General features: G+C 65.4%; 12 protein-coding genes. 4 read left to right on the forward strand and 8 right to left on the reverse strand.

Annotated features, from left to right (window positions below):
* Positions 1-6: 6 nt before the first annotated feature.
* The 4 genes from fghA to ACK4R0_RS05410 form a co-directional block, all read right to left on the reverse strand.
* Entirely contained in the window at positions 7-858 is an 852-nt protein-coding gene (gene fghA, locus ACK4R0_RS05395; RefSeq protein WP_409671379.1) for an S-formylglutathione hydrolase, read from the reverse strand.
* The gene (locus tag ACK4R0_RS05400) at positions 858-1,970 is read right to left on the reverse strand and encodes an S-(hydroxymethyl)glutathione dehydrogenase/class III alcohol dehydrogenase (protein WP_409671382.1); all 1,113 of its coding nucleotides are present in this window, start codon (positions 1,968-1,970) and stop codon (positions 858-860) included. The genes fghA and ACK4R0_RS05400 overlap by 1 nt, the downstream gene beginning before the upstream one ends.
* 180 nt (positions 1,971-2,150) lie before the next feature.
* Positions 2,151-3,194 (reverse strand): copper resistance protein B, encoded by a 1,044-nt coding sequence (locus ACK4R0_RS05405; RefSeq protein WP_409671385.1) that lies wholly within the window; start codon positions 3,192-3,194, stop codon positions 2,151-2,153.
* A complete protein-coding gene (locus tag ACK4R0_RS05410) occupies positions 3,191-5,029 on the reverse strand; it encodes a copper resistance system multicopper oxidase (RefSeq protein ID WP_409671388.1) in 1,839 nt (612 codons plus the stop codon). The genes ACK4R0_RS05405 and ACK4R0_RS05410 overlap by 4 nt, the downstream gene beginning before the upstream one ends.
* A 178-nt stretch (positions 5,030-5,207) precedes the next feature.
* Between ACK4R0_RS05410 and ACK4R0_RS05415 the strand changes: the two genes are divergently transcribed.
* Positions 5,208-7,232: an ATP-binding protein gene (locus ACK4R0_RS05415; protein ID WP_409671391.1), complete on the forward strand. Its 2,025-nt coding sequence runs from the start codon at positions 5,208-5,210 to the stop codon at positions 7,230-7,232.
* Between the two features lie 75 nt (positions 7,233-7,307).
* Here ACK4R0_RS05415 and ACK4R0_RS05420 read toward each other — a convergent pair whose 3' ends face one another.
* On the reverse strand, positions 7,308-9,572 hold the full coding sequence (locus ACK4R0_RS05420; protein WP_409671394.1) for an NADP-dependent malic enzyme: 2,265 nt from the start codon (positions 9,570-9,572) through the stop codon (positions 7,308-7,310).
* A 230-nt stretch (positions 9,573-9,802) separates the two neighbouring features.
* Positions 9,803-10,987: a hypothetical protein gene (locus ACK4R0_RS05425; RefSeq protein ID WP_409671396.1), complete on the reverse strand. Its 1,185-nt coding sequence runs from the start codon at positions 10,985-10,987 to the stop codon at positions 9,803-9,805.
* Positions 10,988-11,253: 266 nt separating this feature from the next.
* On the opposite strand from ACK4R0_RS05425, the gene ACK4R0_RS05430 reads away from it, so the two are divergent.
* Positions 11,254-12,408, forward strand: coding sequence for an acyl-CoA dehydrogenase family protein (locus ACK4R0_RS05430; protein ID WP_409671399.1), 1,155 nt, complete (start codon positions 11,254-11,256; stop codon positions 12,406-12,408).
* A 19-nt stretch (positions 12,409-12,427) separates the two neighbouring features.
* On the forward strand, positions 12,428-12,862 hold the full coding sequence (locus tag ACK4R0_RS05435; RefSeq protein ID WP_409671402.1) for an acyl-CoA thioesterase: 435 nt from the start codon (positions 12,428-12,430) through the stop codon (positions 12,860-12,862).
* 10 nt (positions 12,863-12,872) lie between these two features.
* On the opposite strand, the gene ACK4R0_RS05440 is transcribed toward ACK4R0_RS05435, so the two are convergent.
* Positions 12,873-13,454, reverse strand: coding sequence for a YqaA family protein (locus ACK4R0_RS05440; RefSeq protein WP_409671405.1), 582 nt, complete (start codon positions 13,452-13,454; stop codon positions 12,873-12,875).
* A 183-nt stretch (positions 13,455-13,637) separates the two neighbouring features.
* Complete coding sequence (locus tag ACK4R0_RS05445) at positions 13,638-14,012, reverse strand: PRC-barrel domain-containing protein (RefSeq protein ID WP_409671407.1); 375 nt, start codon at positions 14,010-14,012, stop codon at positions 13,638-13,640.
* A 261-nt stretch (positions 14,013-14,273) separates the two neighbouring features.
* On the opposite strand from ACK4R0_RS05445, the gene ACK4R0_RS05450 reads away from it, so the two are divergent.
* The gene (locus tag ACK4R0_RS05450; RefSeq protein WP_409671410.1) at positions 14,274-16,112 is read left to right on the forward strand and encodes a cyclic nucleotide-binding and patatin-like phospholipase domain-containing protein; all 1,839 of its coding nucleotides are present in this window, start codon (positions 14,274-14,276) and stop codon (positions 16,110-16,112) included.

Below are 16,112 nucleotides of genomic sequence, written 5' to 3' on the forward strand. Positions count from 1 at the left end.
GCAGGGTCAGGCCTTCAGCCGCTCGGCATGCCAATGCAGATGGTCTTCCATGAAGGTCGAGATGAAGTAATAGCTGTGATCATAGCCCGGCTGCATCCGCAGCGTCAGGTCGATTCCGGCCTTGTCGCACGCGGCCTGCAGCAGATCGGGCTTGAGCTGTTCGCTCAGGAAATTGTCCGCCTCGCCCTGATCGACCAGCAGTTCGGGCAGCCGTGCGCCATCCTCGATCAGCGCGACCGCATCATGCGCGCGCCACGCCGCGCGGTCCTCGCCCAGATAACCGCCCAGCGCCTTGTGGCCCCAGGGCACCTGCGAGGGCGCGACGATCGGCGCGAACGCCGACACCGCCTTGAAGCGCTCGGGCAGGCTCAGCCCTATGGTCAGCGCGCCATGGCCACCCATCGAATGGCCCATGATCGACTGGCGGTCCATGTCCGCAGGGAAGCAGTCGGCGATGATCTCGGGAAGCTCCTCGGTGACATAGCTCCACATCTTATAGTGCTGCGCGAACGGTTCGCGCGTCGCATCGACATAGAAGCCCGCGCCGAGGCCGAAGTCGTAGGCGCCATCGGGATCATCGGCCACGCCTTCGCCGCGCGGGCTGGTATCGGGCGCGACGAAGATCAGCCCGAGCTCGGCACACGCACGGCGAAACTCGCCCTTTTCGGTGACATTGGCCTGGGTGCAGGTGAGGCCCGAAAGATACCAGACGACCGGCATCGTCGTGCCCTCGGCATGATCGGGGACGAACACCGAGAAGGTCATGTCGGTGCCGGTGACCTCGGACGCGTGCCGCAGCACCGCCTGCTCGCCGCCAAAGCTCCTGACCGACGAGACGGTTTCCACAGCGACCGGCATCAGAACACCACCACGCTGCGGATCGACTTGCCCGCGTGCATCAGGTCGAACGCGGTGTTGATCTCTTCGAGCCCCATCACATGGGTGATCATCGGGTCGATCTCGATCTTGCCGGTCATGTACATGTCGACGATCTCGGGAACATCGGTGCGGCCCTTGGCGCCGCCGAACGCAGTGCCGCGCCAGTTGCGCCCGGTGACGAGCTGGAACGGACGGGTGGCGATTTCCTTGCCGGCTTCTGCCACGCCGATGATGATCGAGGTGCCCCAGCCGCGATGGCACGCCTCGAGCGCGGTGCGCATCACCTCGGTGTTGCCGGTGGCATCGAAGGTGTAGTCCGCGCCGCCATCGGTCATTTCGACGATCCTGGCGACGGTGTCCTCGCGGCTCATGCCCTTGGTGTTGAGGAAGTCGGTCATGCCGAACCTGCGGCCCCATTCCTCGCGGTCGGGGTTGATGTCGACGCCGATGATCTTGTTGGCGCCGGCGAGCTTTGCCCCTTGCAGCACGTTGAGGCCGATGCCGCCCAGCCCGAAGACCACGATGTTGTCGCCCGGCTGGACCTTGGCGGTCTTGGTCACCGCGCCGACCCCGGTGGTGACGCCGCAGCCGATATAGCAGGCCGATTGGAACGGCGCGTCCTCGCGGATTTTCGCGACCGCGATTTCGGGCAGCACGGTGAAGTTGCTGAACGTCGAGCAGCCCATATAGTGATAGATCGGCTGACCCTTGTAGCTGAACCGCGTGGTGCCGTCGGGCATCAAGCCCTTGCCCTGCGTCGCGCGGATCGCGGTGCACAGGTTCGACTTGCCCGAAAGGCAGGTTTTGCACTTTCCGCATTCGGGGGTGTAGAGCGGGATGACATGATCGCCGGGCTTGACCGAGGTCACGCCCGCGCCAACCTCGCGCACGATGCCAGCACCCTCATGCCCCAGCACGCTGGGGAACAGCCCCTCGCTGTCGAGGCCGTTGAGCGTATAGGCATCGGTATGGCACACGCCGGTCGCCATGATCTCGACCAGAACCTCGCCTTGCTTGGGGCCTTCCAGGTCGAGTTCGACGATTTCGAGCGGCTTCTTGGCTTCAAAGGCAACGGCGGCGCGGGTCTTCATGGGGCGGAGGCTTTCGTGATGGAGCGGGGATGAACGGGTCTAGCAGCTTGGCGAGGGCACGTTAAGGCTGAAGTTCGTCATTCCTGCGAACGCGGGAATCCCGCTTGTACGCAAACGCTAGAAGAAAGCGGGACCCCCGCGTGCGCGGGGGTGACGAAAAATGGCATATGGCTGAGCGCATCAAAACCACGCCCTTACGCCGACCACGAAGCTGGTGACGGTCGGATCCTCGCCGGCCGCGCGCGCGAAATCGGCGGTGCGGCCAAGCTTGGCGCTGTGCGAGATACCGACATAAGGCGCGAATTCGCGGACGATCTCGTAGCGCAGCCGCAGGTCGAATTCGGCATCCGACAGCCCCGATCCGATGCCGCTGGCGCGCACGTCCTGCGCGGCGAGGTTGAACTCTGCGCGTGGCTGCAGGATCAGCCGCTGGGTGATGCGCTGGTCATAGCTCGCCGACAGCCGCGCGAGCACATCGCCGTGCGTCGAGACGAAACCATGCGCCTCGACCTCGAACCAGTACGGCGCCAGCCCCTCGATGCCGAACGCGGCATAAGTGCGCGATGCCGGCTCGAAATCCTGCCGCACCCCTGCCTGCAGGTTGAAATACGGCCCGATCGCCCGGCTGTAGAGCGCCTGCAGTTCGGCATCCTCAATTCGCTCGCCGAAGCTGCCCTCGCCCTCGGTCTTGATCACCAGCCGGTTAATGTCGCCGCCGAACCAGCCTTCGGCCTCCCAGCGATAGCCTTCGCGTCCCTGCCGCACCTGCAACTCGGCGATATCGATCATGATCTGGCTGAAGCTCATCCCGCCATGCTCGCGGCGCAGCGCATCGCGCACCGGCGCCATCGCCTCTGCCCCCCAGATGCGGTCGGCATAGTCCGCGCGCGGGGGCGGAGGCGGCGGGGAATCACCAGCAGGAAGCGCCGTGCCCGAGGCCGTGGGATCGGCGGGCGGTGCGGGCGCTGGCGTGCAATGACCCATCGCCGCATGCTCGGGCGGACAGGCAGGATCTGTGGCGGCGGCTGGAGTGGAGACGGCGGGCGGCTCCTCGGTCGGCATCGCACAATGACCCATCGCCGCGTGCTCTGGCGTGCACTGCATCTGCGGCGCAGGATCGGTCGCGGTGTGGTCCGTGTGGTCCGTATGGCCCGCATGCTGCGCCAGCGCGGGACCTGCCATCCCCGCCCCTATCAGCGCGGCGAGCGCCATCCGCGCGATCACGCCTGTTCCCCGCGCGGACGCACCGTCACGGTCTGCATCATCCCGGCGTGCATGTGATAGAGCATATGGCAGTGAAACGCCCAGTCGCCGAGAGCATCGGCGGTGAAATCGAAGGTCGCGGTGCCGCCGGGCTGGACGTTGACGGTGTGCTTGCGCGGCGCGTGGTCGCCATGCCCGGTGACCAGCTCGAAGAAATGTCCGTGCAGGTGGATCGGGTGCGCCATCATCGTGTCGTTGACCAGTTTCACCCGCACCCGCTCGCCCTCGATGAACGCAATCGGGTCCTTCACTTGCGAGAACTTCACGCCATCGAACGCCCACATATAGCGCTCCATATTACCGGTGAGGTGCAGCTCGAGCTCTCTGGACGGCGCGCGGACATCGGGGTTTCGGGTCAGCGCGACCAGATCGCGATAGACCAGAACGTCGTGCCCGGCATTGTCGAGTCCCTGCCCCGGCTCGCCGGTACGATCGACCGGCATCGGCGAGATGGTCTGCACCGTCGGGGTCTTCTTGACGCTATCGGGCACCACCGAAAAATCGCGCATCGAATGGTCCATGGCAGCAGCGCCGTGGTTCATTGCACCATGATTCATTGCACCATGATCCATCGCGCCATGGTCCATCGCGGCGGCAGGGGTGCAATGCCCCATCGCGGCATGTTCGGCGGTGCACGCGTCCGGCGCGCCATGGTCCATCCCGGCCATCGCGCCATCCATCTCGCCCATGCCCATATCCTTCATGTCGGCAAGCGGGCGTTTGCGTAAGGGTGGAACCTCGGCGACCATCCCGATGCGCGGCGCCAGCGTCGCCACCGCCATCCCTGAACGATCGACGCTTTCGGCGACCAGCGTGTAGGCCCGGTCGTCGGCAGGCTCGATGATCGCATCATAGGTTTCGGCGACCGCGATCTGGAACTCGTCGATCGCCACCGGGCGCACCGGCAGTCCGTCCGCCTGGACGATGGTGATCCTGAGCCCCGGGATGCGCACGTTGAACGTCGTCATCGCCGATGCGTTGACGAAGCGCAGCCGTACCTTTTCGCCCGGCGCGAACAGCGCGGTCCAGTTGTCGCGCGGGCCATGGCCGTTGACCAGATAGGTATAGGTCGATCCGGTGACATCGGCGATGTCGGTCGGGTCCATCCGCATCGCCCCCCATTCGGCACGCTGGCTGGCCGACTGGTTCTGCCCGCGCAGCTGATCGGCGAGCGTCTGCTTCTGGAAGTTGAAATACCCCCCCATCTGCTTGAGCTTCCTGAAGATGGTATGCGGGTGGAGCGGGCTGTAATCGGACAGCACGATGACATGCTCGCGGTCGGCCCGCACCGGGTCGACGCCCACAGGATCGATCACGATCGGCCCGTAATGCCCCATCTGCTCCTGCAGCCCCGAATGGCTGTGGTACCAATATGTCCCCGCCTGGCGGATCGGGAATTCATAGGTGAAGGTCGAACGCGGCCTGATGCCCGGGAAACTGATGCCCGGAACGCCATCCATATGGAACGGCAGGATCAGCCCGTGCCAGTGGATCGAGCTGTCCTCGTCGAGCGTGTTTTCGACATGCAGCCGGACGTTCTGCCCTTCCTTCAGCCGGATCAGCGGTCCGGGCACGGTGCCGTTGATCCCGATCGCGTGGGCAGGCTTGCCATCGATACGGATCATCTGATGCGCGATCCGCAGACGGATATCCTCGCCGGAAACCTCGGGCAACGTGTGCGCCAGACCAGCCGTGCCGCTTTGTGCCCAGGCGGGAAACAGCGGCGCCAGCGCAATTCCGGTACCGGCTGCAGCCGCGCCAGCCAGAAGCCTTCGCCGATCAACGGTGTAAGTCATGTGCGCCCTGAATATCCCGTGGCTCAAGCATCGTGCTGCGGCATATAGGGTCGATGTCGGCCAGGCGCGACCCTTTTGGCGGCGACAATGGCCGCGACGTGCTGGCTTTGGTGGAACAGGCGCCTATATACTCCCTCGAACGGCGGGGAGGACTGCCGCCACGCAACCGGACAGGCGCATGCTGCTCAATCTTGGCACGACGAATTTCAGGGGCGATGATGACGCCGCGCGGCTGATAGCGCTGCGCGCCTATCAGCTCTCGCCCGACGACGGCGACAACAGCCTGTATGCCGATCTGGTGGCCATCGCGCAGGCGCTAGGGAACTGCGAATCCGCCTTCATCTCGATCGTCGAGGAGGAGCAGCAATGGTTCAAGGCCTCGCATGGCCTAGCGCTGACCCACACCCCGCGTTCGATCGCCTTGTGCGATTACGCGATCCGCTCGCCCGAGGTGATGGTGGTGCTCGATACCACCGCCGACCCCCGCTTTGCCGACAATCCGCTGGTCACCGGCCCGCCGCACATCCGCTTTTATGCCGGCGCGCCGATCATCAACGCCGATGGCTATGCGCTGGGCACCCTGTGCCTGTCCGACAGCACCCCGCGCGACCATTTCGACCACGCCGCATTGCTCGCCGCGCTGGCGCGGCAGGTTGCTGCGCTGCTCGAATTGCGCAAGCAGCTGATCCACCAGCAGCTTGCGGCCGATCTTGCCGCCGACCAGCGCGACCGGCTGTGGGATTCCACGCTCGACATGATGCTGATCACCACCGCCGATGGCCTGCTGGTGGCGGGCAATCCGGCATGGGAAAAGGCGTTCGGCACCGTTCCCACCGATGGTTCGGCGCATATCAGCCATTATTTCGCCAACCCCGAAGACGGCGTGCATATCGAGGTGCCGAACGGCCAGAGCGATGTCCAGGTCGAGCGCGAGATGCGCGGACGCGATGGCGGCTCCATCTATGCCAGCTGGAGCCTGGCGCGCGAGGGCGACCTGATCTTCGGCATCGCCCGCGACATCACCCGCGCCCGCGCCGCAGAAGCGCAGCTGGCGCAGGTCCAGCGGGTCGAATCGATCGGCCAGCTCACCGGCGGGATCGCGCACGATTTCAACAACCTGCTCACGATCATCTCGGGCAACCTCGATATCGCGCAAAAGCGGATTTCCGCAGGCCAGATCGACCGTGCCGAACTGTCGATCGCCAATGCCCGCGACGGCGCCAACCGCGCCGCCAACCTGACCCAGCGGCTGCTGGCCTATGCGCGCCGCCAGTCGCTCACCCCGACGCGGATCAAGCCTGCGGACCTGATCCGCGATCTTGAGCCGCTCGCCTCGCAGGCGCTGGACGATCGCCATTCGCTCAAGGTGGAGTGCCCCGACAGCCTCTGGCCGATCACGGTCGATGCCAGCCAGCTGGAAAACGCGTTGCTCAACCTGGTTGTCAATGCGCGCGATGCGATGGAAGAGCGCGGCGAGATCACCGTCCACGCCACCAATGCCGAGCGGACCGCCGAGGATGCAGGCGACGGGCATGACGCACCGCCGGGCCGCTATGTCCGCTTTTGCGTCAACGACACCGGCAGCGGCATCCCGCCCGAGGTTGCCAAGCACATTTTCGAGCCGTTCTTCACCACCAAGGATGTCGGCAAGGGGACGGGGCTGGGCTTGAGCCAGGTCCAGGGCTTCGTCGCGCAATCGGGCGGTTTCGTGACGCTCGACACGACGCTGGGCGAAGGCACCACGGTGATCTTGTGGCTGCCGGCCGCAGAGGAAGTGCCACAGGACCGCGACGAGAGCACTGCGACCGAGGGCACCGAACCTGCATGCCGCGACGATTGCACCATCCTGCTGGCCGAGGACAACGCCGCGCTGCGGGCGCATGTCAGCGACGTGCTGCAGGAGGCGGGCTTCACCGTGATCGAGGCCGAGGACGGCCAGGCGGCGCTCGATCGGGTCGCGGCCTGTGGCATCCAGCCCGACCTGCTGCTGAGCGACATCACCATGCCGCGCATGGATGGCAAGATGCTGGCAGCCGAAGTCCGCAAGAGCTGGCCCGGCATTCCGATCGTGCTGATGACCGGCTATGCCGGCGGTGCGCTGACCAGCGATTGCCCGCACGACCTGCTGATCACCAAGCCATTCGCGCCCGACGACCTGATCGCGCTGATCCGCAAGACCCTGGCTGGAGCGCCGGCGACCTGATCGGGCCGACGACGCAGCGGTAACCTGATCACCCCTCCCGCAGGCGGGAGGGGTGAGTGCCGTACTGCCGATCTATCAGCCCACCACGCCCGACGATGCCAGCAGCGCCAGCGTCAGCAGCTCGCCTGCGGTCGATGACATCGCGGCGATCTGCACCGGCTTTTCCATGCCGATCAGCATCGGGCCGATCATCGCATCGCCGCCCAGTTCGCGCAGCAGCTTGGCCGACAGGTTGGCCGATTGCAGGCCTGGCATGATCAGGATGTTCGCCGGCGCCGACAGGCGGCAGAACGGATATTTCGCCATCAGCCTGGGGTTCAGCGCAACGTCGGGCGACATTTCGCCTTCATATTCGAAGTTCGCGCCCTTCTGGTCGAGGATCGTCACCGCATCGCGGATGTTGTCGAGCCAGCGTCCCGGCGGGTTGCCGAAGTTGGAATAGGACAGGAACGCGACGCGAGGCTCATGCCCCAGCCGTTTGGCGACCTGCGCGGTGTTCTCGGCGATGCACGCCAGTTCCTCGGCGCTCGGCCGCTCGTTGACCGTGGTGTCGGCGAGGAACACGGTGTGGCTCTTGCCCACCATCAGATGGATGCCGAACGGCGTTTCGCCCGGCTTGGGATCGAGCACGCGCAGGATCTCGCGCATCGACTGGCCGAAGGTGCGGGTGATGCCGGTGAGCATCGCATCGGCCTCGCCCAGCTGCAGCAGCGCCGAACCGAAAATGTTGCGATCCTGATTGACCATGCGCTTGACGTCGCGCTTGAGATAGCCCCGCCGCTGCAGCCGCTCGTAGAGCATCTCGACCATCTGCGGGACCAATGGCGAGTTGACGCTGTTGTGCACCTCGAACGCCATCGGATCGTCGACCGCAAGTTCCTTGAGCTTGTCGCGCACGCGGTGTTCGCGCCCGACCAGCACCGGCGTGCCGTAGCCGCCATCGCGGAACTGGATCGCGGCGCGCAGCACCACCTCTTCCTCGGCCTCGGCAAACACCACGCGCTTGGGATTGGCGCGGGCGTCCTCATAGACCTGGGTGAGCACGGCGGTCGTCGGGTTGAGCCGGCTTTTGAGCGAGTGGCGATATTCGTCCATGTCGAGGATCGGCTTTTGCGCCACCCCGGTGTCCATCGCCGCCTGTGCGACCGCAGCCGACACGCGCTCCATCAGCCGCGGATCGAACGGCGCGGGGATGATGTAGTCGACGCCGAATTTCTGGGTCGCGCCGCCATAGGCCGCAGCGACCTCCTCGGGCACCTGTTCGCGCGCCAGTTCGGCGATCGCCTTGGCAGCCGCGATCTTCATCTCCTCGTTGATCGCGGTCGCGCGCACGTCGAGCGCGCCGCGGAAGATGAACGGGAAGCCCAGCACGTTGTTGACCTGGTTGGGATAATCCGACCGGCCGGTGGCGATGATCGCATCGGGGCGCGCCGCCTTGGCATCGGGCGGGGTGATTTCGGGATCGGGGTTGGCCATCGCGAAGATGATCGGCTGCGGCGCCATCTTCATCACCATCTCGGGCTTCAATGCCCCTGCCGCCGACAGGCCCAGGAAGATATCCGCGCCGTCCAATGCCTCTTCGAGCGTCCGGCGGTCGGTCTTGGCGGCATGCGCCGACTTCCACTGGTCAAGGTCGTCGCGGCCCTGATAGATCACGCCCGAACGGTCGCACATCAGCACGTTGTCGTGGCGTACGCCCATCGCCTTGATCAGCTCGGTGCACGCGATCGCCGCTGCGCCTGCGCCGTTGACCACCATCTTGACGTCGGCAAAATCGCGGCCCGTCAGGAAGCAGGCGTTGAGCAGCCCGGCCGCCGAGATGATCGCGGTGCCATGCTGGTCGTCGTGCATCACCGGGATGTTCATCCGCTCTTTCAGCGCCTGTTCGATGATGAAGCAGGCAGGCGCGCCGATGTCCTCGAGATTGATGCCGCCGAAGGTAGGCTCGAGCAGTTCGACGCACTCGATGAAACGCTGGACGTCCTCGGTGTTGACCTCGATATCGATCGAATCGACGTCGGCGAAGCGCTTGAACAGCACCGCCTTGCCTTCCATCACCGGCTTGGAGGCCAGCGCGCCCAGATTGCCCAGCCCCAGGATCGCGGTGCCGTTGGAAATCACCGCGACCAGATTGCCCTTGGCGGTGTAATCATATGCCGTGGCCGGGTCCTCGGCGATGGCGCGTACCGGCACCGCGACGCCGGGCGAATACGCCAGGCTGAGGTCGCGCTGGGTCGCCATCGGCTTTGAGGCGATGATCTCGATCTTGCCGGGCCGCCCCGCAGAATGGAAATGCAGCGCCTCGCGCTCGGTGAACTGGACGTTGATCTTATCGGTCATCGACAGGCCCTTGGCTGGCGGACGCGCAGCTGCGGCCGCTGGTGGTTTTCCGCTATCTTCGCGCCGGGATCCGGCCTGGTTGGTTGAAGACGCCCCTGCCGCAGGTGCATAGCCTTGCCGAACCGGGTTGGGCAAGCATTTGCGCCATTTTATGTTGCGCAGCATCGCCGGTCATGCCGCTACGTTCTGCGCGAATGCGGCCGCCATCGGATCGATGCGGCGGGGGTGGGTCAGCCGGCCGGCGCAGACGCCTTGGTGGGCAATGGCGCTGCTGCGGTAAGGTCCATCTGCTCGAACCGCGCCGGGCCTCCACGGCGCCGGATGAGCGATCCTGTCGGAACCTGGAAATCGCCGGTGAGCGTGAAGCGTTCGACGCGGTAGCGCCCGGCGATATCGTCGAAGTTCGCCGATGGCGTGTAACGTCGCTGTGCGATCATGCGCTGCAACGGCTTGGACCAGTCGGGTCGCGGCGACCCGCGCAGGACCTCGACATCCTCGACCCGCCCGTCGGCACCGACAGCAAAGCCGATGTCCACCCAGCGCAGCCCCAGCAGATCGGATGAGCGCGCGTCGAGCCCGCGGGGCGAAGCGAGCGGGATGTTGCCGCCGCCATCGGGGGTGGGGAATTCGGGCGACCAGACCAGCACCGGCCCAAGCTGCTTCTGGCTTTCGGTCAGGCTGGCGATCAAAGTTTCGATGGCCTGGGGGTCACCGCCGCGCGCGGCCAGCCGCATCTGCAGGATCTGCGCCGCCAGCCGAAGGGCCTGGCTGTTGGGCGCGGTGCTCGCGGCCACCGCATCGAGCAGCATCTGCGCCTCTTTCGGTTGGCCCTGGTTGTGGAGCATCGACGCCCGCCCCAGATCGGCACGCAGCGCGATCAGCGGCTGGCCAGCGCTTTGGGCGTCATCGGACAGGGCCTTGAGCCGGTCGCGGGTGTGCCCGGCACTGAAGTTCTGCGCCTGCGCGCTGATCATCCGCATCCGCGCCATCAGCGCATTGGGCGAATCGGGCACATGCTTGTTGAGCAACCGGGTGCTCGCTGAAGTGGCGCGCAGCGCCTCGCGCTGGTCGCCATAATGCCAGGCGATGGTGGCGCGCGCGGTGTGGAGTTCGGCTACGGCGAACGGATCGCTGTCCGCGCCCTTTCTGGTCCGCGAGACCGAACGCGCCAGCACCGATCGCGCGGTCCTGTAATCGCCGTTGCGGAACATCGCCTCGGCATAGCGGACCGAAGCGATGACATCCTCGCGCACGCCGCACTCGCCGGCGACGCAGCGCGCCAGATCGGCCTCGAGATCGGAAAGCCGTGCGCCAACGACGACGATCTCGTCACGATCGAGCGGGCGCGGCGTCTGGGCCAAGGCGGGAGACGCCAGCAGCAGCGCTGCTGCACCGGCAAACAGAAGATTGTTCATCGCACACTCCGCAAAAAGCAGCGCCAGCAGCAAGACTATCACAGCTTCGCGCGAAATCAATCGGCCGCCACGGGCATCTCGTAGCAGGGTTGTGCGACATCGCGACCGGGCCGCCAGCTGCAGCATGGGCCGCCCTGGCGCTGGATGGCTCCGCCCTTTTAACCGGTCGATTAAATACTGATTGACGTTCGCGTCAACGCGGCGCTAGACCCGCTGACGTGCTGCGCGGCATGAATCGCGCGCCAAATCATACCGGAGAGATGCTCATGTCGCTCGATGCCCTTGCTCGCACCGCCTACAATGCCGATCACGAGGCGTTCCGCCAGACCGTCCGCCGCTTCATGCAGGAAGAGGTCGCGCCCAATGCGGTGAAGTGGGACGAGGAAAAGATTGTTCCACGTGAAATCTGGCCCAAGGCCGGTGAGCTTGGCATGCTGTGCCCCACCGTTCCGGAAGAATATGGCGGGCTTGGTCTCGACTTCGGCTACAACGCCATCGTCAACGAGGAAGCGGCCTATTTCGGCGGATCGCCGCTCGGCTTCTCGCTGCAGTCGGACATCGTGGTCAACTATCTCGTCCAGTACGGTTCGGAAGAGCAGAAGCAAAAGTGGCTGCCGCGTCTGGTTTCGGGCGAAACGATCACCGCGATCGCGATGACCGAGCCGGGCACGGGATCGGACCTTCAGGGCATCCGCACCACCGCCAAGAAGGACGGCAACCACTACGTCATCAACGGATCGAAGACCTATATCACCAACGGCCAGAACGCCGACCTGATCCTGGTCTGCGCCAAGACCGACACCGAGATCCAGCCCGCCTGGAAGGGCGTGTCGATCATCCTCGTCGAAGGCGACCGCGAAGGCTTTAGCCGGGGTCGCAACCTCGACAAGATCGGCCAGGATGCTGCCGATACCTCGGAGCTGTTCTTCAACGACGTGCGCGTGCCGATGACCAACTGCCTGGGCGAAGAAGGCAAGGGCTTCATCTATCTGATGAGCGAGCTTCCGCAGGAACGTCTGTCGATCGCGGTCTCGGCCCAGGCTTCGGCGCAGAAGGCCTATGACGACACCGTCGAATTCGTGAAGGACCGCAAGGCGTTCGGCAAGACCGTGTTCGATTTCCAGAACACCCGCTTCGTGCTCGCCGACCTCAAGACCAAGCTGCAGGTCGGCTGGGCGCATCTCGACTGGGCGCTGAACCGCCATGCGACCAAGGAACTGACCGCCGTCGAAGGCGCTGCCGCCAAATTGTGGCACACCGAACTGCAGTGGGAAGTCATGGACAAGTGCCTGCAGCTGCACGGCGGCGCGGGTTACATGAACGAATATCCCATCGCCCGGGCATGGCGCGGCGCGCGCGTGACGCGCATTTTCGGCGGCACCAGCGAGATCATGAAGGAGCTGATCGGGCGCTCGCTCTGAGCGGCACCCGGAAACCCTTATGCCCAAATCCGAAGCCTGGCAGCGCGATCCGGAAAGCTATCCGTTCAGCACTGTCACCGAAACCCGGTTCCAGGACCTCGACCCGCTCGGCCATATCAACAATGTCGCGATGGCGGCCTTGTTCGAGAATGGCCGGGTGCGGTTCAACCACAGCCTGGGTCTCGAACGCCGCCAGAAGGGCGAACGCTGGCTGATCGCTGCGGTCGCGATCGATTATGTCGCCGAGGCGCATTTTCCCGATCCGGTCGAGGTGATGAGCGGTATCGGGCGGCTCGGCACGTCGAGCTGGGACATCTGTTCGGCTGCGTTCCAGAACGGGGTGTGCGTCGCGACCTGCACCACCACTCTGGTGCTGACCGACAAGGCCGGACCGCAGCCGATCCCTGCCGCGCTGCGTAAGCGCTATGAATCGCTGATGGTGCGCCGCAGCTGACCCTAAAGGGTCAGAATACGAACTTGAGCGCCACGAAACCGCCGACGAACAGCACGCCGACCAGCGTCGTGGCGAGCGCGAAGTTGCGGTCGATCCAGTCCTGCATCGGCTGGCCGAACTTCCATAACAGGGTCGCGACCACGAAGAACCTCGCCGAGCGTGCGATGATCGACGCGGCGACAAGCACGTACAGCGGCATCGCGGTCGCGCCGGCCGCGATGGTGATCACCTTGAACGGCAGCGGGGTAAATCCTGCCAGCAGCACGATCAGCCAGCCCTGTTCGTTGAAGCTCGTCTTGAACTCTTCGAACGGCCCGGCGAGTCCGTAAAAATCGAGGATGGCGCGGCCCACGGTTTCGAACAGGAAAAAGCCGATCGCATAGCCCAGCAACGCGCCGAACACAGAGGCGACGGTGCAGATCAGCGCGTACTGGAACGCCTTTTGCGGCCTCGCCAGACACATCGGCGCGAGCATCACATCGGGCGGGATCGGGAAGAAGCTCGATTCGATGAAGCTGATGGCGGCCAGCCAGCGGGGCGCCTTGTCATGCGCTGCCTTGGCGAGCGTCCAGTGGTAAAGCCGTTTGAGCATCCGGAAATAGCCGATCCTGCAAGTCGCGCCAAACTGGCACCGCGCCGCTTAGGACCAGCCACTTGGCGAACGCAAGCCCTTTACCGGTACCCTAGACACAGATTGCGATCGCCCGAACGCAGCCGGGCCGGAAAGCGTGTGCTTCCCGGCCCGGCATTGGTCACGTCGTGGTCGCTCAAGCGATCACCAATAGGGCTTCACGGCCCAATAGTCGTAGACGCTGGTCTGGTATTCGCGGTTGGTCGCGCGGTCGCGATCCGAATCCGAGAAGCTCGGTGCGTTCTTCAGCTGGTCTGCGGTCACGTTGACGACATAGCCGCCAAGCTCGGTGTCATAGCTGAACTTGGACCAGGGCAGACTGTGCAGTTCGCTGCCGATGCCAAGAAAGCCGCCGACCGAAACGATAACGTCGGTGACATTGCCCTGACGCTTGCTGATCAGCATGTTGGTCACCGAACCGATCTTTTCGCGGTCGCTGCCATAGACAGCGGTACCATCGACCTGGTCGCTGGAAATCGTCTCATTGCCGCTCGCGAGGGTGGAATCCTGCATGTTCATGATAATGTTCCTTCTGCCTGTCCGCCTCGCGCCCCGCTTGCATTCTTGTAGATGTCGAGGGGCGTGCTGACCGAGCCAAGAGGCGGTTTGGGGGGCGGCCCGGCCAGCCCCTCACCAAGGGATGAACCGGCAAAGGGTTGCTCGGCTGGTCGCAAAGCCGGGCGGTCCTGCCGACAGGCTTCTGTTTTGCCGATCGCTGCGCTAGACCGACGAACCGCCTGACCGGCTGAGCGGCGAGATGCAGCACACGGAGCGACAGCGATGGGAATGGGGTCACCCGAAGAGCAAGAGGCCGAGGGCGTGTTGCGCGACTGGATGCAGGCCGGGCTGTTTGCCAATGTCGATCAGGCTGCGATCGATGCGCTGAGCCACCAGGCGCGCCGCCAGGAAGTCCCCGCCGGCGCCACTCTGGTCAGGCAAGGCGACACCGCCGATACGCTGTATTTCCTCGAGACGGGTCGCCTGCGCGTGCTGATCGAGACTCCGACGGGCAGCAAGGCGGTCGCACAGATCGAAGCGGGCGAGCCGGTGGGCGAGCTCGCGTTTTTCGGCGGCGGAGCCCGCACCGCGACGCTGCAGGCCAGCCGCGACAGCGTGGTGATGGCGCTCGACCGGGAGAGCTACGATGCCGTCGTCAGCGCCTATCCGCAGCTCGTGCCCGCCATCCTGACGGCGGTCACCCAGCGGCTTGCCGCCGTCACCGCCAAGACCCCGCCGATGGAGGCGCGGCTTCCGCGCGTGATCGCGGTGGTACCGTGCGGCAGCAGCCGGCTCGATCCGGCGCTGCTCGAGCGGCTCGCCAGTGCCATCCGGCGCACCATTCCCGATGATCGCCAGGTGATGCTGGTGCGCGAGAGCGACGTGCCGCCCGGCGCGGCCAGCGCCTATCAGGCGTGGCTGCGCGAACACGAGGCCCGGCGCGGCTATCTGCTGATCGATGCCAGCGGCGATGCCGAATGGGGGGCGCTGGTCTGCCGCAACGCCGACGGGCTGCTGATGATCGCCGAAGCCGGGGCGAGCCCGGCGCTGGCACCTTTGGAGATCGCCGGGTGCGCCGCGATCGAATCGCCCAACCGGACGCTGCTGGTGGTGCGCGAGCAGGCCGAGCAGCCGATCGGCGGCACCGCGGCCTGGCTTGCGGGGCGCGATCCGCATCTGCACCATCATGTCGCGCGCGACGCCGAAGGCGACTTCGAGCGGGTCGCCCGGTTCCTCACCGGCCGCGCGGTCGGGCTGGTGCTGGCGGGCGGCGGCGCGCTGGGCTGCGCGCATCTGGGCATCGTGCGCGGGCTGCAGGAGGCGGGCATACCGATCGACCTGATCGGTGGCACCAGCGCGGGCGCGGCGATGGGCGGTGCGATCGCACAGGGGTTAACCGTGCCACGCACGCTCGACCAGATGGAAGCGATGTTCATCGATGCCAAGGCGATGCGGCGTTTCACCGTGCCGATCCATTCGCTGCTCGACCCTGCGGTGTTCGATGCCGAGCTCGAAGTCCGCTATGGCAATGCCGACATTGCCGACCAGCCGATCAATTTCTTTGCGATCTCGACCAACCTGTCGACCAACGACCTGCACGTCCACCGGCGCGGGCCGTTGTGGCACGCGGTGCGCGCGTCGGGTTCGCTGCCGACGATCCTGCCGCCGTTCATCGATACCGAGGGCAATATCCTGGTCGATGGCGGCGTGCTCGACAACGTTCCGGTGGTGACGATGCGCGCGCTCAAATCCGGCCCAAACATCGTCGTGACCTTGGGAGAAGCAGGCCAGACCTGGCGGATCAAGGCGGCGTATGCGACGCTGCGCCGGCGCGGACAGCTGATCCGCGACCTGCTGCTGCGGCGCAAGTCGGACAGCGATTTCCCCTCGATCGTCGAGATCATGCAGCGATCGATGGTGGTCGCCAGCCGGATCGCCTCGCGATCGATGCTGCGCGACGGCGACATCCTGCTCAGCCCGCCGATCGTCCAGGGGATGCAGATTCTCGACTGGCATCTGGGCCGCAAACAGGCCGAAGAAGCCGCGCGCTATGTTGCCGAGCAGGTGGCGGCCAATCCTGCGCTAGCGGCGCTGCGCGCGCCAGGCGCCGATCGGGCCTGA

Origin of the sequence: Blastomonas sp., from assembly GCF_046294995.1 — a bacterium.
Classification (GTDB): domain Bacteria; phylum Pseudomonadota; class Alphaproteobacteria; order Sphingomonadales; family Sphingomonadaceae; genus Blastomonas.